Origin of the sequence: Prevotella sp. HCN-7019 (genome assembly GCF_037890215.1) — a bacterium.
GTDB lineage: Bacteria > Bacteroidota > Bacteroidia > Bacteroidales > Bacteroidaceae > Prevotella.
Window position 1 is genome coordinate 150,676 of sequence record NZ_JBBKBO010000004.1, and the last position, 21,091, is coordinate 171,766.

Annotated in this window: 15 protein-coding genes; 10 read left to right on the forward strand and 5 right to left on the reverse strand. The window is 45.5% G+C overall.

Translation table 11 applies throughout. The annotated features are described in order from the left end of the window. Positions 1-48: 48 nt before the first annotated feature. Entirely contained in the window at positions 49-942 is an 894-nt protein-coding gene (prmA, locus tag WKT13_RS07705; RefSeq protein ID WP_340323454.1) for a 50S ribosomal protein L11 methyltransferase, read from the forward strand. A 15-nt stretch (positions 943-957) separates the two neighbouring features. On the opposite strand, the gene WKT13_RS07710 is transcribed toward prmA, so the two are convergent. Then, positions 958-1,818: a glycoside hydrolase family 25 protein gene (locus WKT13_RS07710; protein WP_340323455.1), complete on the reverse strand. Its 861-nt coding sequence runs from the start codon at positions 1,816-1,818 to the stop codon at positions 958-960. 75 nt (positions 1,819-1,893) lie between these two features. Beyond that, a complete protein-coding gene (locus WKT13_RS07715) occupies positions 1,894-3,534 on the reverse strand; it encodes a diphosphate--fructose-6-phosphate 1-phosphotransferase (protein WP_298618347.1) in 1,641 nt (546 codons plus the stop codon). A 172-nt stretch (positions 3,535-3,706) separates the two neighbouring features. Between WKT13_RS07715 and WKT13_RS07720 the strand changes: the two genes are divergently transcribed. From WKT13_RS07720 to rpsA, 7 genes are all read left to right on the forward strand, one after another. Then, positions 3,707-3,979: a hypothetical protein gene (locus tag WKT13_RS07720; protein ID WP_298618346.1), complete on the forward strand. Its 273-nt coding sequence runs from the start codon at positions 3,707-3,709 to the stop codon at positions 3,977-3,979. A gap of 5 nt (positions 3,980-3,984) precedes the next feature. Further along, positions 3,985-4,539 (forward strand): 1-acyl-sn-glycerol-3-phosphate acyltransferase, encoded by a 555-nt coding sequence (locus WKT13_RS07725; RefSeq protein WP_340323456.1) that lies wholly within the window; start codon positions 3,985-3,987, stop codon positions 4,537-4,539. Further along, positions 4,539-7,445 carry a golvesin C-terminal-like domain-containing protein gene (locus tag WKT13_RS07730; protein WP_340323457.1) on the forward strand — a complete coding sequence of 969 codons (2,907 nt, stop codon included), beginning with the start codon at positions 4,539-4,541 and terminating at the stop codon, positions 7,443-7,445. The genes WKT13_RS07725 and WKT13_RS07730 overlap by 1 nt, the downstream gene beginning before the upstream one ends. A gap of 13 nt (positions 7,446-7,458) precedes the next feature. Beyond that, positions 7,459-7,764 (forward strand): hypothetical protein, encoded by a 306-nt coding sequence (locus WKT13_RS07735; protein ID WP_340323458.1) that lies wholly within the window; start codon positions 7,459-7,461, stop codon positions 7,762-7,764. Positions 7,765-7,813: 49 nt separating this feature from the next. Next, complete coding sequence (locus tag WKT13_RS07740) at positions 7,814-9,739, forward strand: YgiQ family radical SAM protein (RefSeq protein ID WP_340323459.1); 1,926 nt, start codon at positions 7,814-7,816, stop codon at positions 9,737-9,739. A 677-nt stretch (positions 9,740-10,416) separates the two neighbouring features. Beyond that, a complete protein-coding gene (locus WKT13_RS07745) occupies positions 10,417-10,695 on the forward strand; it encodes a hypothetical protein (protein WP_340323460.1) in 279 nt (92 codons plus the stop codon). A gap of 603 nt (positions 10,696-11,298) precedes the next feature. After that, a complete protein-coding gene (gene rpsA / locus WKT13_RS07750; RefSeq protein ID WP_340323461.1) occupies positions 11,299-13,068 on the forward strand; it encodes a 30S ribosomal protein S1 in 1,770 nt (589 codons plus the stop codon). A 266-nt stretch (positions 13,069-13,334) separates the two neighbouring features. Here rpsA and WKT13_RS07755 read toward each other — a convergent pair whose 3' ends face one another. Together WKT13_RS07755 and WKT13_RS07760 are read right to left on the reverse strand one after the other, a co-directional pair. Then, positions 13,335-13,964, reverse strand: coding sequence for a nitroreductase family protein (locus WKT13_RS07755; RefSeq protein WP_340323462.1), 630 nt, complete (start codon positions 13,962-13,964; stop codon positions 13,335-13,337). A gap of 24 nt (positions 13,965-13,988) precedes the next feature. Then, positions 13,989-14,675, reverse strand: a complete 687-nt coding sequence (locus WKT13_RS07760; protein ID WP_340323463.1) for a nitroreductase family protein — start codon at positions 14,673-14,675, stop codon at positions 13,989-13,991. A gap of 402 nt (positions 14,676-15,077) precedes the next feature. Here WKT13_RS07760 and rho point away from each other — a divergent pair, with 402 nt between their 5' ends. Together rho and uvrA are read left to right on the forward strand one after the other, a co-directional pair. Continuing rightward, the gene (gene rho / locus WKT13_RS07765; protein WP_340323464.1) at positions 15,078-17,051 is read left to right on the forward strand and encodes a transcription termination factor Rho; all 1,974 of its coding nucleotides are present in this window, start codon (positions 15,078-15,080) and stop codon (positions 17,049-17,051) included. A gap of 2 nt (positions 17,052-17,053) precedes the next feature. Beyond that, positions 17,054-19,864 carry an excinuclease ABC subunit UvrA gene (gene uvrA, locus WKT13_RS07770; RefSeq protein ID WP_340323465.1) on the forward strand — a complete coding sequence of 937 codons (2,811 nt, stop codon included), beginning with the start codon at positions 17,054-17,056 and terminating at the stop codon, positions 19,862-19,864. 348 nt (positions 19,865-20,212) lie between these two features. Here the strand turns inward: uvrA and WKT13_RS07775 are convergent, their stop codons facing one another. Further along, positions 20,213-21,016: an MBL fold metallo-hydrolase gene (locus WKT13_RS07775; protein WP_340323466.1), complete on the reverse strand. Its 804-nt coding sequence runs from the start codon at positions 21,014-21,016 to the stop codon at positions 20,213-20,215. Between the last annotated feature and the right edge of the window lie 75 nt (positions 21,017-21,091).

The window sequence follows — 21,091 nt, forward strand, 5'->3', positions numbered from 1 at the left end:
ATTTTTGCATTTACACATATTGATACTAAACAATAATTAATAAATAAAATGGAATACGTTGCTGTAAACTTCGAAATAACCGGAATCGATAAAAACCTTATACAGACAGCCAGTGATCTGCTTGTAGATGCAGCATCGGCAGCAGGATTCGAATCGTTTGAGACTGAGAACGACAATGTAACAGGATATATCAGAAAAGATATTTACAATCCGGAAACTTTGGATAATGAGATAGCGTCTGTTCCTTTGGAAGGAATAAATATATCATACACAGCAAACGAAGTCGAGGATGCCGACTGGAATTCGACTTGGGAAGACGCCGGATTTGAACCTATAAGCATAAACGACAAGCTTGTAATTTACGATGCACGACACACCGATGCCACACAGATTGCGCGTCTCGACGGTCCCGGCGTGATAACCATAGGCATAGAAGCAAAGCAGGCATTCGGAACAGGAACACACCAGACAACCCGAATGGTTATATCCGAATTTATTAAGAATAAGGAACTTATAAAAGAAGGAAGTATTCTTGACTGCGGTTGCGGCACAGGAATACTCTCTATTGCCGCTGCAAAACTCGGAGCTGACAGTATAACAGGCTATGACATCGACGAATGGAGCGTCAACAACTCAAGACATAACGCGATGTTGAATGGCGAACAGGATAAAATAAAGATTCTTCACGGTGACGCCAGTGTATTGGAAACAATAAACGATAAATTCGATATAGTGGCTGCGAATATCAACAGAAATATCCTTCTCAATGACATGCCGGGGTTCTGCAGCAAGATGAAACAGAATGCAATACTGATATTAAGCGGTTTTTACGAAACCGACATTCCACTTCTTATAGAGAAAGCTGCATCATTGAATATGCAGGAAACAGACCGGATGACAGAGGATGAATGGGCATGTATCGTCCTGAAATACAAAGCATAAAACCATCCAACGCTCTTAATCCTGATTGCCGATAGTCAGTTTCTTAAGATCATAGTATGATCCGTTGTATATATTGAAATCAACGTAACCTTTTATTCCCGGCAGGCGGCCCACATCTGTGTGCTGCCAGAACTTCCATTCGCCCTTATACTCCACCTTGTCAACATAATAATGGGCAATCCAATAAGGATAATCATCAAAAACGGGAGCATTTAGATATTGCTCCTTAAACTTATAATAAGTATAAATAATCGGTTTTACGTGATATTTGTCTTCAACAATATGAAGCCAGGTTAGTACATCCCTCTGGAAATCCTCTACCGATTGATCTTTCGGTTTGTGCTCAACATCAAGAACCGGCGGTAAGTCTCCATCCTCAAGACGTACTTTCTTCAAAAAGAAATAAGCCTGTTCGCGAGCCGTTGATTTGTTGCTCCAGAAATGATACGCACCTCTTATATATCCATATTCACGCGCCATATAGAAATTGTCGTTGAACTTCTCGTCAACGCGCGAAGAACCTTCCGTTGCCTTTATCATTATAAAACGTATAGGACACCCCTCAATCATGGCATTACGCAAATCGTCCCAGTCGATGTCACCCTGATAATGGGAAATATCAACTCCATGAATCTCATATCCGTCAGGATAGTTTGCCTCACCATACAAAGCACGCCACCTGAAACCTGTAGGGCTTACAAAAAAATAATAAAAGAGCCAAATGTAAACAGCAACTATTCCAATGCCTCCTACCCACCATGCCCAACGAGGATATTTCCGTAGAAAATACGGCACACCTGAAGACACCGTCTTACGGCGCCTTCTCGTCGAAGATGAAGGTTTACGTTTTACACTCGGTACTTTTCTGACACCCATATTATAATACAGGAAAATGAGAGCAGGCATAATAATCCTGCTCTCATTATTTCGTAAAAGAATTATTCTACATTATTATTCCTGCTCCAAAGCAAGTGTTTTTGTAGGCAGATCGCAAACGCTTGCAGGTCCCCAATACTGAATCGGGCCCGGATATACGTAGCATGTCTCCTTAGCCCACTTGTCACGCTGAGCAGCAAATGCCTTGAAAGGTTTACCATCCAGATCAACAAGAGCCTTGCGGATAACCGGTTTCATCTCACCATTACGCTTCTCCATGTTCATCATCATGGTGATTGGCACACCTCCGGCTTTCCATTCTTCAGTACTTGCAGTAGTGTTCTTAACGATTGCCATATAACCGGTCTTGCCGTTAGCGATAAGCTGAGCAGCACTTGCACCAAGTGCATAGCAATAGTCTGCGTCGAAGTTAGACGGAGCTGCGCAACGTCCCTCATATCCGAAGAAGTGATGCAGAGCAGAGAACTTGCCTGTATATTTGCCTTCCTTAGCCCACTGATCGAGTTTTGCACCAACCATTTCTGATATAAGTTTCTCAGTTTCGATAAGTGAAACCTGGACGTTTCCGTGCGGGTCACGATCGAGAGAAAGCTGACGTGCAACACCCTCAGGCAGTGTTTCGAATGTAGCCTTGTTAGCTTCGCTCAGATGAGAAAGGATATATTCGCGCTGAGCAGCCTTGTCAAGATCCTTGTAATCCTGTCCGTGTGCAGCGAGCAAGTCGTTGAGTTCCTGAATCAGACGGCCGATAGCGGGGATAAACTCGATAAGTCCTTCCGGAATAAGAACAACACCGAAGTTATTGCCCTGGCTTGCACGATAAGCCACTGTTGAAGCAATCTGTTCTACGATATCATTAAGTGTAAGGTCCTTTGCCTCGATTTCCTCTGATATGAGACAGATATTCGGCTGTGTCTGCAAAGCACATTCCAAAGCGATATGAGAAGCCGAACGACCCATCAGCTTAATGAAATGCCAGTACTTACGTGCAGAGTTACAGTCACGCTCGATGTTTCCAATAACTTCGCTATATGTCTTCGTCGCTGTATCGAAACCGAAAGAAGTCTCAATCTGTTCATTCTTCAGGTCACCATCAATTGTCTTCGGGCAACCGATAACCTGCACACCATAGTTCTTTGCTGCATAATATTCAGCCAGAACACATGCATTTGTGTTGGAATCGTCACCACCAATGATTACAACAGCTTTAATATTGAGTTCACGGATAACCTCAAGACCCTTTTCAAACTGTTCTACCTTCTCCAACTTTGTACGGCCGCTACCGATAAGGTCAAAACCTCCAGTATTGCGATAATCAGCGATAAGTTCTTCTGTTATCTCTATATATTTGTGATCAACCAAACCGCTCGGTCCCATAAGGAAACCGTAAAGACGGTTATTCGGGTTGAGTTTCTTTATTTCATCAAAAAGTCCGGATATTACGTTATGTCCGCCAGGAGCCTGTCCACCACTCAGAATCACTCCCACATTCATCTCTTTCTGCAGAGCGTTCTCAGCTGTAACGAACTCTACGAGAGGCATGCCATAAGTATTGGGGAAAAGTTTCTTTATTTCCTCCTGATTGTCAACACTCTGCGTAGGAGCACCTTCTACAACCTTAACCGCACCCTGGAGGGCTTTCGGAAGTTTCGGATTGTAAGCAGCTCTTTCTTTCTGTAATGCACTCTTTTCCATAATTATAATATAATTGTATTGCTATATGTTTTTGTTTGTGCAAAAGTAGTCTTTTTCCATGACATGATGAAAGAAAAGAAAAAGAAAACATTATTTTGAAACATTTTTTTTATTTAAATATTATATTTACTGATTTTTTCCTATCTTTGGACTGTATTAAACAACTATCACTATGGCAAACAAAAGAAATCTGAAGCATACTATAAATTACGTATGCGGCGAACTGTTCGCAGAATGTATCGCAGTATCACAATATAGCAGCAAGCCTGACAACGACAATGTCAATGCCTTGTTAAAGTCTATCCTCGCAATAAACAATGACATGATAAAAAGAGTGTCACATCCGGAACCAGGCATGCCGGCCAAGAAATATTATGACGATCTTATCGCCTGCTTCAACAAGCAGATACTGGAGATCACCGACCAGATAGCAAATCTCAATTAAACAATATGTTGCGCACGTTATGCCAATGGCTTTTATATAAAAAATGGGGCTGGAAAAAAGAGATAAGCGTAGAACATCCCGACAAATATATAATATGTCTGGCCCCACATACCAGTAACTGGGATTTCATCCTTGGCCAGATATACTCTCTCGCTGAAGGCATAAGAATAAATTTTCTTATGAAGAAAGAATGGTTTTTCTGGCCATTGGGGTGTATATTCCGTAAACTTGGCGGAATACCTGTAAACAGAGGCAAGCATACAAGCATGACCGATTTTCTCGCTGAGACGGCAAAGGAATCGGAAACTTTCAGCCTATGCATAACTCCGGAAGGCACACGCTCACTAAATCCAGACTGGAAAAAAGGATTTTATTACATCGCACTAAAAGCCAGGATTCCTATACTTCTCTACGGCGTGGACTACGAAAAAAGAATCATCAAGTGCACCAAACAACTGATACCGTCTGGAGACGTGGATCAGGACATGAGAACCGTAAAACTTTATTATAAGGATTTTAAGGGCAAGCACCCCGATTTGTTTACTATCGGTAATTTATAATGACAAGAAGACTCCTATTTTTTTTATTATCCATATCACTGACATCAGGCATAACGTCAGACGTTTACGGCCAATCTAAAGACGATAACGAAAAGATAAAATCACGTCTGAGTGCGTTTTTTCTTAATTATGAAAGCGACAAGGACATCACCACAGGCCAGGCCAGGCTTGTGAAATACAGTATTGACAACAGGATAAAGACCGTAAACATCACATCAAGCAATATTTTTGCCGTTCAGGAATTCACTGAATCGAAAGTAAAAAAAATATATCGGAAAATAGCGAAAGCACTTCCAAAGCCATACAACAAATATAAAATAAAGGTTGTCACCAACGGAATGTCAATAGAAGAGCTCGTTCCTGATATGAAGTATACGGAGAATGAGATGCCCGGCATGTGGGGAAACATTGAATACGAAGGTGAGCCGTGGACATGCAACGTATCAAAACCCAACCTAATAACCCACGGCTTGAGTAACCGACATATTTCTCTTTGGGCGAGTCACGGCATATATTTTGACCAGAAAAAGAACAGATGGAAATGGCAACGTCCGAATCTTTTCGGAACCACAGAAGATCTTTTCACTCAGACAATAGTCGTGCCGTATCTCATCCCTATGCTTGAAAATGCAGGAGCCACGGTATTCACTCCACGCGAAAGAGACTATCAGACCAATGAGATAATAATTGACAATAACAGCTCAAAAGCACCATACTACACTGAATACGAGGATAGAGGCCGATGGGCAGACGCACCACTGAAAGGTTTCGCCTATCACAACGGAACATACAACAACAGCGAAAACCCATTTGAAAAAGGTACAGCAAGAATGGCCAAGGCCACCTCAAAAACCAATAAAGTGTCTGCAGCCGCCTATCAGCCGAACTTTCCAGAAGCAGGACGCTACGCTGTGTATGTGAGCTATCAGACCATACCAAGCAGTGTTCCCGACGCAGAATACATCGTATACCACAAAGGCCAGGAGACAAAATTCAGAGTAAACCAGACCATGGGCGGCTCAACATGGGTTTACCTTGGAACATTCGAATTTGACAAAGGCTGCAATCCTTATAACCGTGTTGTGGTGACCAACAACTCATCAGAAAAAGGTTTTGTCACGACAGACGCCGTACGCTTCGGTGGAGGAATGGGCAATATCATGCGCGGAGGCACCACAAGCGGCATGCCAAGATGTCTGGAAGGCGCACGCTACAGTGCCCAATGGTACGGTGCACCATACAGTGTATATTCCGGAAAGAACGGTAACGACGACTATTCCGAGGATATCAACGCCCGCTCACTCATGACAAACTGGCTGGCCGGCGGCTCGGTCTTCCTGCCATCACTCACAGGCAAGAAAGTGCCTATAGAACTGAGCCTGGCCGTACACAGCGATGCCGGATACACAAGTCTCAGCGACTCCATCATCGGATCGCTGTCCATCTGTACCACAAACTTCAACGGCGGACGCCTCAACAGTGGAGTGTCACGCATGATGTCGCGCGACTTTGCCGACTCGCTTCTCACCGGCATAACACGCGACCTGCGCGCCAAATACAAGAACTGGAACCGGCGTTTCCTCTTCGACCGCAATTATTCGGAGACACGTGTACCAGAAGTGCCGTCATCAATCATTGAGACACTCTCCCACCAGAACTTCGCCGACATGCGCATGGGCCACGACCCCAACTTCAAATTCACCATCGCACGCTCCATATACAAGAGCATACTGCGTTTCGTGAGCCATCAACATGGCCGACCATGCATAGTCCAGCCACTTGCTCCCAACAATTTCCGGGTTGAGATAATAGGAAACAACAAAATACGTCTGTCATGGACACCTGTTGAAGACCAGTTGGAACCAACCGCCGTTCCAACATCATATAACATCTATACATCAATGAACGGCAGTGGATTCGACAATGGAACTGAAACAAAATCCACAAGCCATATTATAGACGTAGAGCCCGGAATGCTCTACAACTTCAAAGTGACAGCCGTAAACCGTGGTGGCGAGAGTTTCCCGACTGAGGTTCTGTCGGCATACTGCGCGCCAGGAGCACAAAAGACGGTGCTAGTTGTCAACGGCTTCCACCGCCTGTCATCACCGGCTGTGATAAACAACGAAACACAGCAAGGCTTCGATCTCGACGCCGATCCCGGCGTGACAGCCGGTCTCAGTACAGGATGGAACGGACGACAAGTTAATTTTGACAAATACTACATAGGCATAGAAGGTCCTGAAGGTCTGGGCTACTGCGGCAACGAGATGGCCGGCCAGTTCTTCATGGGCAATGAGTTTAACTATGTGCGCACTCATGCCGACGCCATATCGGCCGCCGCGGGATATAACGTAGCGAGCTGTTCGTCTGAAGCCGTAGAGACCGGAGCCATTGATCTCAAAGCATACGACTGCGTTGACCTGCTGCTCGGACTTGAGAAAAACGACGGACACTCACTCGTGTATTACAAGACCTTCACTCCAACAATGTGTACCAAGCTGTCTGCCTACACATCTGGTGGAGGACGTCTTCTGGTAAGCGGTGCATACATAGGACAGGACATGAAAGACGACAACGAGCGCAACTTCCTCTCCAACGTACTCCGCCTGGACTACGCCGCCAGCGACACGACACGCACCGAAGCCGTCAGCGGTCTCGGAATGAATTTCGACATATACCGCAATCTGAACAAAGAACACTATGCCGCCACATCGGCCGACATTCTTTCACCACGTTCTCCGGCATTCTGCGTCATGCAGTATGCCGACGGTGTGAGTGCGGCCGTGGCATACGACGGCACCGACTACAAGTGCATAAGCATGGGGTTCCCGTTCGAGTGCATAAAAAGCCAGCAACAGCGCAGGCTCATAATGAAAGGAATACTGAGTTTTCTAATGAAATAAAAACATAATAACTATGTATAAGATTCAAGCCAACGTTTCAGGTACAAGGAGCATCGAAGTGAGCGACGAGCACCTTGAGGTGATAAGAAAATATGCACTTTTCAAAGATCTTATAGACAGCAACGGTATCGTAGACGAGCAGGTGCTCGACAAACTGAAGCTCAACGTCAGATCTATTCTCGAATCACAGTCGGGTGACAATGCTTTACTCAATCTGTGTCTCGACGTCATATACAACAGCAACATGAAGGCTTTCGGCCTGCGCAAACTGCTCGCGCTCTACATAGAATGGGAGCAGTCGCATCCTGAGGCAGAGTGAGCCACCACAGCCCACGCCCTATCTTCACCGACAATCCGGAAAAAACGAAATGAAAGAATATCAACTCACAGACTGGCTGCCTACCACAAAAAAGGAGGTGGAACTGCGCAAGTGGGACGAGCTCGACGTGATACTGTTTTCCGGCGACGCCTATGTTGACCACCCCTCGTTCGGCGCCGCTGTCATCGGACGTACGCTCGAAGCCGCCGGCTACCGCGTGGCTATCGTACCTCAACCCGACTGGCACGGCGACTTCCGCGACTTCCGCAAGCTAGGCCGTCCGCGTCTCTTCTTCGGTATAGCACCGGGATGCATGGATTCGATGGTAAACAAATACACCGCCAGCCGCCGCCTACGCTCGGAGGATGCCTACAGCCCAGACGGACGCCACGACTGCCGGCCCGAATATCCAACGATAGTCTACACACAGATACTCAAAAAGCTATTCCCCGACGTGCCCGTAGTGCTCGGTGGCATTGAGGCGTCGCTACGTCGTCTCACCCACTACGACTACTGGAAGGACAAGCTCATGCGCTGCATTCTGTGCGACTCAGGTGCAGACATGATAATCTACGGCATGGGCGAAAAGCCTGTGGTGCAACTGTGCGAACGTCTCGACAGCGGTCTGAACATAAAAGACATACAAGACATACCGCAGACAGTGTATCTCTGCCGCGAGAAAGACATACCTGGAGGAATCACCGCTGACGACATCGTACTGCACAGTCATGAAGAGTGTCTAAACAACAAGAAGGCACAGGCCGAGAACTTCCGCCACATAGAAGAAGAGTCGAACATGATGCACGCCCACCGTCTGTTACAGGCAGTCGGCAATCTCTATGCCGTGGTCAATCCGCCGTTCCCGCCCATGACAACCGAGGAGCTCGACGCATCGTTCGATCTTCCCTACACACGCATGCCTCACCCGAAATACAAGAACAAGCGCATACCGGCATACGAAATGATAAAATTCTCCGTAAACATCCACCGCGGATGCTTCGGAGGATGCGCCTTCTGCACCATAAGTGCCCATCAGGGCAAGTTCATTGTATGCCGCAGCAAGGCAAGCATATTGAAAGAGGTGAAACAGGTGTGCGAGATGCCCGGTTTCAAAGGCTATCTGTCAGACCTCGGCGGACCGTCGGCCAACATGTACGGCATGCACGGCCGCAACCACAAGGCATGCGAAAAGTGCAAGCGTCCGTCGTGCATCCATCCGCAGATATGCCCCAACCTCAACACCGACCACACGCCGCTGCTCGACATTTATCATGCCGTTGACGCACTGCCACAGATAAAGAAGAGCTTCATAGGCAGCGGAGTGCGCTACGACCTGCTGCTGCACGAGAGCAAGGACGAGAAGACCAACCAGGCCGCACGTCAGTATACGCGCGAACTGATATGCAACCACGTGAGCGGAAGACTGAAGGTGGCGCCCGAACACACGTGCGACCACGTGCTGCAACACATGCGCAAACCTTCGTTCGCTCTGTTCGAGAAGTTCAAACAGACGTTCGACCGCATAAACCGGGAGAAAGGACTCAACCAGCAAATTATACCTTATTTTATCAGCAGTCATCCGGGATGCCACGAAGAAGATATGGCCGAACTCGCTGTGATAACCAAACGACTCGACTTCCATCTGGAACAAGTACAGGACTTCACCCCCACCCCGATGACCGTCAGCACCGAAGCATGGTACACCGGCTACGATCCTTACACGCTCGAACCAGTGTTCAGCGCCAAAACGCCGCGCGAGAAACAGGCACAACGCATGTTCTTCTTCTGGTACAAACCGGAGGAGCGTCGCAACATAGAGAACGAACTGCGACGCATAGGGCGCCCCGACCTCATCAGACAACTCTACGGCGGACGTCCTCCCTACCAACCTGCCCAACGGCAGACAAAGGAACGTCCCGAACAGAGCAGACGGCAGGAACGCACATCTGGAGGCAGAAACCGCCGGCGCCGATAAATACATTATAGAGAATAAGGATATGCCATCCGACCTAAAATTCACAGTCCGGCATATCCTTATTTTTTATATTCACCCTTTTATCTTCATACATCGGACGCAGCACATAAAAACCCTCATGCAACTATTTGGCTTTACATTTATTAACACAAATCACTCAATACAGCCTTTCTCAAATGTTAAAAGAGTGAGCAGAAAAATCCGTCTAACAACATCATTCTAGAAAAAGAAGTATCGCAAAAATCCCCTTTCCGGGCGAAAAAACTTCATACTAAATCCTAGCAATAAGTATTCCGGCATGCGGAAGAGCCTTTTCTGCATTGTCATAAAGCCCGTTTCAGCATGCAATACAGTGCATTTCATGCTATAATAATGGCTTCTTTGAAGCATAAAAAAGTCGATTTCACACAGACGGGCAAGACAGACAAGTCCGCAATATTCACATAACGCACTGACACACAAAATATTATCAACACATCTTCAAAACTACGATATTTGAAACAAAAGTTTTGTCGGAACATTTCGCGGCGTTAAATCGCAGTTAAAAAATGTTTAATCATAGAAGTCATATCAATAAACCGCCGCCACTGTCTCTACTGCCATAAGAAAACGGATGACACATACAGCAAACCATACACAAACATTCCACAAACACCAATCTACACAAACAAACAAGCATGGATGCGCAAAAGAGCCGACAACCCAATCATGCTGTCTGCGCAACAATCGTCATTCCTGCAGAAAACTCCACCAAGCCTTCTGCCAGAAAAGCAGAAGAAAATATATTTCAGCCGGCATGCCACCTGCCGACAATGCAACAACGTGAAATAAAGACAGACCTGTATATTAAGCAAATGCACAAAATCGGCACAACAGATACAGACATACTGCAGAAAACACAAGCGAGAACAGTGACTCAAACACAAACCAGCTCATCCACTTCAGACCATACTTGAACTTTATCACCAGTCCGCCTGCTCCTTCCACAAACAAAGCAAGGAAAAGCAACCAACAACATGGCACGGAGTCCATAAGGTCTGCAACCAACATAATTATAAAATAAAGGTATACAGCCGTAGACAACCAATCCCATAGTTCGATAATCTTATCTTTCTTCATTTTCCAAAATTATATTCAAGACAATCAGTAATCGCCTATGCCACCCAAACACTCACCTCAATTTGTTTTTATCAAAACGAAGTTGTAAAAAACATTTTCACATGTTTTCGTATATATTCGCTTCATTCTTTCTGCATTGCATTGACAATCATACTGATTATCCGACGTTTATGATATAAATTTACTAAAAACTCATCCTTTTTGAATTATTCTGCAAAACAAATAACCATTTTTTATAACAAAACATAATATTTAACGTTATTTCTTACACAGAAAGCAAAGAATCATGACAAATGCATTGTGTTAAAAAACAAAAAAACACAGTATGTTTTCCAGCCCACGTCACACGTATCTCATTATAAATTAGTAAATTTGCGCGATTTTTTAATTATTCACATAAAGTCTAACTTTATTAATTTAAAACACTTATTATTAATTTTATGTCAAATTTAAAGAACGTACAGCCATTGGCAGACTTCAATTGGGACGAGTTTGAGAATGGCACCAGTGCAAACGTCAGCAAGCAGGAACTTGAGAAAGCCTATGACGAGACACTGAACAAAGTGTCAGAGCAGCAGGTCGTAGAAGGAAAAGTAATCTCTGTTGACAAGAAAGAAGTTGTTGTTAACATCGGTTACAAGAGCGACGGTATCATCCCCGCATCAGAATTCCGCTACAACCCAGACCTCAAGGTTGGCGACGTCGTTGAGGTTTACGTTGAAAACCAGGAGGACAAGAGAGGCCAGCTGATTCTCTCACACAAGAAGGCACGCCTGAGCAAGAGCTGGGAGCGCGTCAACGCAGCCCTCGACAACGAAGAGGTTATCCAGGGTTACATTAAGTGCCGCACTAAGGGCGGTATGATCGTTGACGTATTCGGCATCGAAGCATTCCTGCCGGGAAGCCAGATCGACGTTCATCCTATACGCGACTACGACGTATTCGTAGGCAAGACAATGGAGTTCAAGGTTGTCAAGATCAACCAGGAATTCCGCAACGTAGTTGTTTCTCACAAGGCTCTCATCGAAGCCGAACTGGAAGCACAGAAGAAAGAAATCATCAGCAAGCTCGAAAAAGGTCAGATCCTCGAAGGTACTGTCAAGAACATCACTTCTTACGGTGTATTCGTTGACCTCGGCGGTGTTGACGGACTCATCCATATCACAGACCTTTCTTGGGGCCGCGTAAGCGATCCGCACGAGGTTGTAGCTCTCGACCAGAAGATCAATGTTGTTATTCTCGACTTCGACGACGAGAAGAAGCGCATCGCTCTTGGTCTGAAGCAGCTCACTCCACATCCATGGGATGCTCTCGACGCAGACCTGAAGGTTGGCGACCGTGTTAAGGGTAAGGTTGTCGTAATCGCTGATTACGGTGCATTCGTAGAAATAGCTCCGGGTGTTGAAGGTCTGATCCACGTTTCTGAAATGAGCTGGAGCCAGCACCTGCGCAGCGCACAGGAATTCCTGCACGTAGGCGACGAGGTTGAGGCAGTTATCCTGACTCTCGACAGAGACGAGCGCAAGATGTCTCTCGGTATCAAACAGCTTAAGGAAGATCCATGGGAGACAATCGAGGTTAAATATCCTGTTGGCAGCAAGCACACTGCTAAAGTACGCAACTTCACAAACTTCGGTATCTTCGTTGAACTCGAGGAAGGCGTTGACGGTCTGATCCACATCAGCGACCTCTCTTGGACTAAGAAGGTTAAGCATCCGTCTGAGTTTACACAGGTAGGCGCAGAAATCGATGTTGTAGTTCTCGAAATAGACAAGGAAAACCGTCGTCTGAGCCTTGGGCACAAGCAGCTTGAAGACAATCCTTGGGATGCATACGAAGCTGTTTATACACCGGGTTCTGTACACAACGGAAAGATCACCGAAATGATGGACAAGGGCGCTGTCATCACACTCGATGAGGGTGGCGAAGGCTTTGCTACACCGAAGCACCTTGTTAAGGAAGACGGAACACAGGCACAGCTTGGCGAAGAGCTCTCATTCAAGGTTATCGAGTTCGTTAAGGATACAAAACGTATTATCCTTTCTCACAGCCGTACTTTCGAACAGGCTAAGGAAGAAACAAAACCTACACGCAAGCACACAGCTAAGAAGGAAGCTGCTCCAACAATCAACAATGTTGCAGCAAGCACAACTCTCGGCGACCTCGACGCTCTGGCTGAACTGAAAGCTAAAATGGAAAAAGGCGAATAATCAATTCACTTTATAATCCAATACATGTCAGACATGTTGAGATGATATGATTCTGCAGCAATCTGATATGGCAAAGAAAAAAGATGTGGAAATTCTGATTTCCACATCTTTTTTTTTGCATATAAAAAATAAAACAAGCTAACTACATTTACTCAAAACCTCATAATAGAATAAAGGACGAAGCCGTGATTTCAGCTTCGTCCTTTATTCCATACTTCCCAGAAACAATTATTATTCTCCAATAATATACTTAAATATCGAATAAGCTATTCAACAAAACGTATTTTATCAGTCTTTCTCGGTTTTGCCTCAGGTTTTTCATCAGGATACCCCATTGCAATACAGTACAGCAGATTGTAATCCTTACTCAATCCAAGTTTCTCAATATAAGGAGCACATGATCTGCTTCCTTTCATAAGACGTACAGGCTGGGCCATGCAGCAAGAACCGATACCCTTTGCCCATGCCGCAAGAACAATGTTTTCGCCAAGCAATCCGCAGTCAACCTGTGACACATCATATGTCGTATCATTCGCAATGAAAATCACACATGTTGCTCCGACAAATATATTTTCCGCACCATTTTTAGGTGCGTTTTCAGGATTATCTTTCACTACGGCCTCGGTTATTTCCGCCAACAGTTTCGGATTATCAATAACACGTATTTCATAAGCCTGACGGTTCTGACCGTTTGGTGCATTGATTCCGCATTTCAGAATCTCATTAAGCGTGTCTCGGTTTATTGGTCTGTCAGTATACTGACGCACACTACGCCTTGACATTATAACCTTTTCCACAACGTCATAATCATTGTTTCCCCTACCCGTCTTTTCTGTCTGTGTAGTACATGAAGCCAAAAACATCATGGCCATCAGTGAATATAAAACTTTCCTCATACTTTATTTGATCTATAATGTTTCTTACAACCATTCAAAATTATCCTTTCCCGCACCGATCTCAAAATGCAGTTTCGCTATTCCAAGATCCATCTGCGTATAGCCCACTACTGAGAAAATACGTTTGGCTCGGACAAAATGCCTGCCATTTTTCACTCCTGCATATTCAAAATAGAACTTCTGCTGGTTCACTGCAGTCGGAGCCTTCAATGCTGCACGCACGCCTTTTTCAAACCACTCAGGCGTGGCGGCACTCGCATTGCTCACTTCTGCAACACTTTTACATTTATGTTTCCTGCCAGCATCATCCGGATAACCCAGCGAGATCATACATGCCACCTTTTCGTCTGGCGCCAGATCATAGACACCTTTTACCTTTCTGTATGACAATCCGGCCCAACACGTACCAAGTCCGAGCTGCTGAGCCAACAGAACAATCTGCTCACCGAAATAACCGATACGCTCGTCCAGATCATCAGCCCTGCGTCCAGCCATAACAATGTAGTTTTCGACATCGGAAAATGCACCATAAGCCATTATTCCACTAAATCCTTTCTTCTCATTGACAACAAGCTGTATGTGCAGATTTCCAACACGGTTACACTCGTCAATCTTTGCCTGCAGACGGTCAATAAATTCCTGCTCCAATGGTCTGCTGACATAATGACGCACGCTATGACGCGCATCAATTGCTTCCAATAAAGTCATCATATCTGAATGCATATTTATATCTGTTTTATACTTCTTTGTTTAATTTGTAAATAATAAAGCGGTTTAGAATATATCATAACATTACTATTGCAAGATTACGAAAAAAAATTGAGATACATCCCTTCATAAGTATGAAAAACACAAATTGCATATAATAAAATTTCTACATATAATATTACTATTATATATTCCATAATACACTGTCCTACAACATAAATATGGTCTGAAAGGCATCTGTTTTATGCAATGTAGAAGTCTTGGTTAACGAATGTTAACAGCAATAAATATAACATTCTGTTTACTCATTCTACGAATATTTTTACTAACTTTGCGGTACAATTTTAGTACGACACATGTTTCCGTTCGTGAAACATTATCTTTACATCAATTTTCTTATAATCCATGTATAGCAAAGACGAATTATCATCTAAAAGCATGTCTGAACTGGAAGATATCGCAAAAGCAGCAGACATAGATGTCAACAATAGTAAAACACAAGAAGAAATAATCTACGCCATATTAGACAAACAAGCTGAAGTGGAAGGCAACAAAAATCCACTGGGAACAAAAAGGCGCAGAACAAGAATATTAAAGAAAGACACCGACAGAGTTTATTCGGTTAACGGAAAAGACGGAGAAAACTTTGATCTTAAGAAGAATAAAATAGCTACAGAACAACAGTCATTATTCAAGGATAACCTGCCACAACCGGAGATACCCGCAGTGACAGAGGATACCAATGAGCCTGAAGCACCTGCAACAGCAAAACGTCGTGTAAGAAAAACAAAAAAGGAAACAGACGTTATGCCTGAACAGGAAACAAATACAACTGAAGAAACTGTAACATCTGAGGTTCAGGAAGCTGAACCGACAGTGCCTGTTATGGAAGAACAACCTGAAGTTGTAACAGAGCCGGAAAACGAAATGCAGATGGACAACATCATACCAGAAGAAGCATTTGCCTCTGCCGGCAGTGAAAACGGCGACGAAGCAGACAGTGATTTAATAGCACAGCTCCAGGCAAAAATAAATGCACACAATGAGGATGCAAACGAAAAGCGTGAAGCTATGGCAAATGGTATCTGGGAAGGAGATCCGGGTGATGGAACTGAATTTATTCCGATTGTAGACCTTCCAATTGAAGATCAGGGTGTCGTACCTACATACGATATTTTCGACAATCCGACAAACATAATGCCGCAGTCGCAGCCAACCTATCCGCAGGCACCGATAGCAGAAAGCACAAAATATGACTTCTCCGACATAATAAGCGCAAACGGTGTGCTGGAGGTAATGCCAGACGGATACGGATTCTTGCGTTCGAGCGATTACAATTATCTTTCTTCACCCGACGATGTTTACGTTTCAGTTCAGCAGATAAAACGCTATGGTCTGAAAACTGGTGACGTCATACAGTGTCATGTACGTCCGCCACACGACGGAGAGAAATATTTCCCGCTCACAAGTATAGACAAAATCAACGGCCGTGACCCGTCAGAAATACGCGACCGCATAGCATTCGAACACCTCACCCCACTTTTCCCAGACGAAAAGTTCACTCTTTGCGGTGACAGAGCAACAACAAACCTCAGCACAAGAATCGTAGACCTGTTCTCACCTATCGGTAAAGGACAGCGCGCTCTTATAGTTGCACAACCGAAGACAGGTAAGACAATCCTTATGAAGGATATTGCAAATGCAATCGCCGCAAACCATCCTGAGGCATACCTCATGATGTTGCTCATCGACGAACGCCCTGAAGAGGTCACCGATATGGCACGTACCGTAAACGCAGAAGTCATAGCCTCAACATTCGACGAGCCGGCTGAACGCCATGTGAAGATTGCCGGCATCGTGCTTGAAAAAGCAAAAAGAATGGTGGAATGTGGTCACGACGTCGTGATTTTCCTCGATTCCATAACCCGACTCGCACGTGCTTACAACACCGTAGCACCTGCATCAGGCAAAGTACTCACCGGTGGTGTGGATGCAAACGCGCTTCAGAAACCTAAGAGATTCTTCGGTGCAGCCCGTAATATTGAAGGCGGCGGTTCACTGACAATCATCGCCACTGCACTTATAGACACCGGTTCAAAAATGGACGAGGTGATATTCGAGGAATTCAAGGGAACCGGTAACATGGAACTCCAGCTCGACCGCACCCTCTCCAACAAGCGAATATTCCCAGCTGTCAATCTTGTGGCATCAAGCACACGCCGTGATGATCTGCTTCAGGACAAGACAACACTCGACCGTATGTGGATTCTGAGAAAATATATTTCAGACATGAACCCGATCGAGGCAATGAATTCGATACACGACAGAATGATTCGTACTCAGAACAACGAAGAATTCCTTCTTTCAATGAATTCATAATTATGGATCAATACATTGAAATCAAAGGCGCACGGGTGAACAACCTGAAAAACGTGAGCCTGAAAATACCACGCAACAAATTTATAGTTATTGCCGGAGTTTCAGGCTCCGGCAAATCGTCTCTGGCCTTCGACACCCTATATGCCGAAGGCCAGCGTCGCTATGTGGAATCTCTTTCGTCGTACGCAAGACAGTATCTAGGGCGAATGAGCAAGCCGGAATGTGACTTCATAAAGGGCCTGCCGCCCGCAATAGCCATAGAACAGAAAGTCAACTCCCGCAATCCGAGAAGTACCGTAGGCACTTCAACGGAGATATACGAGTACATGCGACTGCTGTTCGCACGTATAGGCCGCACTTATTCGCCATACAGCGGAAACGAGGTGAAGGTGCATACCCCCGAAGACATAGTGAACTGTGCGTTGCAATATTCGGCAGGCACAAAATTCGCGGTGCTCGCTCCGCTAAAAGTGATAAAGGACCGCACGCTCAGGAAACAGTTGGAGATGGAAATCCAGCAAGGCTATTCCAGAATATGGTATAAAGGAGAGTTTCTCAGGATTGACGAATTTCTGAATAACGACGAAGCGTTAGAAAAAACTCATGCCGACGAGATATTCCTGCTTATCGACCGTATGAGCGTAAGCAGTGAGAAGGAATCCATTTCACGCCTTACAGACTCTGTGGAAAGCGCTTTCTACGAAAGTGACGGCAGCTGCCGCCTTCTGTTCCTGCCGTCAAATATCTGCTACGATTTCTCTGTAAAATTCGAGGCAGACGGAATTGAGTTTGAAAGGCCCAACGACAACATGTTCTCTTTCAACTCGCCGGCCGGCGCATGCCCCACCTGCGAAGGTTTCGGAAAGATAATGGGCATAGACGAGAAACTGGTTATCCCAAATTCGGCGCTTAGTGTGTATGACGGATGCGTACAATGCTGGCACGGCGACAAGTTGAGCGTATGGAAAGACGAGTTCTGCCGCAGGGCTACAAAAGACAACTTTCCGATATTCGAGCCATACTACAATCTTACACGGGCACAAAAGGACATGCTCTGGCACGGACTACCCTCAGAAAAATCAATGCCGGGCAACGAAAAGATATGCATCGACTCTTTCTTCCAGATGGTGAAAGAGAACCAATACAAGATACAGTATCGCGTACTTTTGAGCCGTTATCGCGGCAAAACCGTTTGTCCGGATTGCCACGGAACACGTCTGAAAAAAGAAGCCTCATGGGTAAAGATATGCGGCATGAGTATATCAGACCTTGTGGACATGCCTGTAGCAAACCTTAAAGAATGGTTTGACAACATAAAGCTCGACAACAATGAAAAAGAAATATCGAAACGTCTGATAACAGAAATCAAGAACAGACTGCAATTTCTTCTCGACGTCGGACTGGGATATCTGACACTCAACCGTCCGTCGAACACTCTCAGTGGTGGCGAAAGCCAACGCATCAACCTTACCACATCGCTCGGCAGTTCATTGGTAGGCTCAGTCTACATTCTCGACGAACCGAGCATCGGACTGCACAGTCGCGACACACAGAGACTTATACACGTGCTGAAGGAACTACAGGCTCTCAACAACACAGTGGTCGTTGTGGAACACGACGAAGAGATTATACGTGCTGCCGACTATCTCATAGACGTAGGTCCGGACGCCGGACGACTGGGCGGCGAGATTGTCTTCGAAGGCGACACGAAGTCTATCGACAGCCAGGCCAATAATGATACACGCAGCCATACCGTGAAATATCTTACGGGAAAGGAAAGCATCGACATTCCGAAGACACGTCGCAAATGGAACATGTCCATAGAGATTAAAGGCGCAAGAATGAACAACCTGCGTGGCATTGACGTGAAATTCCCGATGAACATACTCACGGTGATAACCGGCGTGAGCGGTTCCGGCAAGTCGTCATTACTCAAAGGAATACTCTATCCCGCACTGAAACGCCACTTGAACGAGGCCGCCGACGCTCCCGGTGAGTACGCTTCGCTTGGAGGCGACTGGAAAGAAATAAAGCATGTGGAGATGATCGACCAGAACCCGATAGGAAAAAGCACACGCTCAAATCCAGCCACATATCTCAAGGCATACGACGCTATCAGACAACTTTATGCCGAACAGCCTCTCGCAAAACAAATGGGATTCACAGCCCAATACTTCTCATTCAACGCCGAAGGCGGCCGTTGCGAGGAATGTAAGGGCACGGGAGTCATCAATGTGGAGATGCAGTTCATGGCAGACCTTGTACTCGAATGCGAGGCATGCCACGGCAAACGCTTCAAACAGGACGTGCTCGACGTGAGATATCACGGGAAGAACATCAACGATGTGCTTGACATGACTGTATCGGAAGCCATCAGCTTTTTCGAAGAACACGGAGAGGAAGTGATTGTCAACCGTCTTCGTCCGCTGGAAAAAGTGGGACTCGGATACATAAAACTCGGACAAAGCTCGTCCACACTCTCCGGTGGTGAGAACCAGCGCGTGAAACTGGCATACTTCATCGGACAGGAAAGACAGGACCCAACACTGTTCATCTTCGACGAGCCGACAACCGGTCTGCACTTCCACGACATAAAGAAACTGCTCGAAGCATTCAGTTCATTAATAGACAAAGGCCATAGCGTGATTGTGATAGAACACAACATGGACCTGATAAAGTGTGCCGACTATATAATAGACCTCGGACCGGAAGGCGGAAATAAAGGCGGAAACCTTGTTTGCTGCGGAACGCCCGAGGAAGTGGCCGAGTGTAAACAAAGCATCACAGGAAAATATCTGAAGGAGAAACTGTAACGATTTGCAGAATACATAACCGACAGACGACATCATCACACTTATTCCGGAATACTGCGCACAGCGACATAAACTATCGCCGCAGGTATTCCGGACTACATGTATAGAAACATAACAACAGCCAGCCACATACAATGAAAACACGGTGAACAGTGTTTTCATTTTCTCACGTCCCACTTCAGTTTTATATAAACAGCATTACATGAAAAAGAAGAAGACGGTCTAAGCCATAATTATAAAAATACAAAAGTAATGAAACATTTCGCCCGGCACCCATTGCCTTGCACACATACAAAGTACATGCAACCACAATGCCTGCCGGGCGAATCGCTATTCAGACTCAAAATCTTATCCCAACTCAAAAATACCGTTAGGACTTTTGCGCTTCAATATATCAATCTTAAAACGTCTTTCGTGTTCAGCTTCGTGAGAGTCAAGTATCTGTTCGACAGTCTTACGCACTATCTCCGGATGGTTGTTCTCCTCACTCAGATGGCACAGCCATACATGACGCAGACGCTCCGTGGCATACTGTGCAAGAGCCGCAGCACAATCGTTGTTGCCAAGATGGCCACGGCCACCTCTTATTCTCGACTTCAGATACTCCGGATACGGTCCGTCGCGTAGCATGTCCTCGTCATAGTTCGACTCCAAAACAAGATAGTTCGACTTCCCTATCATACCCGCCATCTCCCCTGTCACGTGTCCGGCATCGGTCATGATACAGAAAACCACATCGCCGCATTTTATCTGATAGCCTACGTTGTCACTGCTGTCATGTGGCACCTCAAAAGCTGTGATATTGAAATCACCGACCCGGAACGGCACGTTCTTCTCGATGAATCTCTTGTTGGTTTCGGGTATCTTGTTCCTGACACAGTAGTTGCGCACTATGCCCTGATGCACGGTCGGAGTGGCATATACGGGCAGTCCGTACGTACAGCTGAGCGACCCCACCGACTTGATATGGTCGGCATGGTCGTGCGTAATGATGATGTTATGCACCATCTGGAACGAAAATCCGTATTCATGGAAATATTTTTTTATTGTGCGTATGCCCAATCCGGCATCTATCATCAACCCGTCAGTTTCCGTAAAAAGACAATAGCAATTGCCGCTGCTACCGCTACCAAAAGATATGAATTTCAACATCAGTGCCTTTATTTTTATACAAAAGTATCAAAAAGATATGAATATGCCAAAGTATTTGGCTAAATTTGCAAAACT